Raw genomic sequence first — 629 nt, forward strand, 5'->3', positions numbered from 1 at the left:
GATTCGACGAGTGGACAACCCAAGCGCTGTCGCGGACGCTGTCGACCGTCTCCGAACCGTCCGAGAGGCGGTCGGTCCCGAGGTCGACATTGGCGTCGACTTCCACGGGCGAGTCACGAAGCCGATGGCCAAGCGACTGCCGAAGGCGCTCGAACCGCACGAGCCATTCTTCATCGAGGAACCAGTTCTCCCTGAGCACAACGACGCACTCCCGGATATTGCGGCGCAGACATCGACACCCATCGCAACCGGCGAACGAATGTATTCACGGTGGGACTACAAACATGTCTTCGAAGACCAGTCGGTCGATGTCATCCAGCCAGACCTCTCACACGCTGGCGGCATCACCGAAGTGAAGAAGATCGCAGCAATGGCTGAGGCGTACGATGTGGCGATGGCACCACACTGCCCACTCGGTCCGCTTGCGCTCGCCTCATGTCTCCAAGTAGACGCCGTCGCACCAAACGCGCTCATTCAAGAGCAGAGCCTCGACATCCACTACAACGAGAGCAACGACGTACTAGACTACCTCGAAGATCCCTCGGTCTTCGACTACGATGATGGCTACGTTGACCTCCCAGACGGTCCAGGTCTCGGCGTCGACATCGACATCGACTACGTTCGTGAGC

General features: G+C 59.5%; 1 protein-coding gene. It reads left to right on the forward strand.

Annotation, left to right across the window (positions count from 1 at the left end; genetic code table 11):
* Window positions 1-629 (forward strand): galactonate dehydratase (gene dgoD, locus C5B90_RS19990; RefSeq protein WP_115883639.1); only part of this gene is annotated, 629 nt, incomplete at both ends.

It is taken from the genome of Haloferax sp. Atlit-12N, from assembly GCF_003383095.1.
Classification (GTDB): domain Archaea; phylum Halobacteriota; class Halobacteria; order Halobacteriales; family Haloferacaceae; genus Haloferax.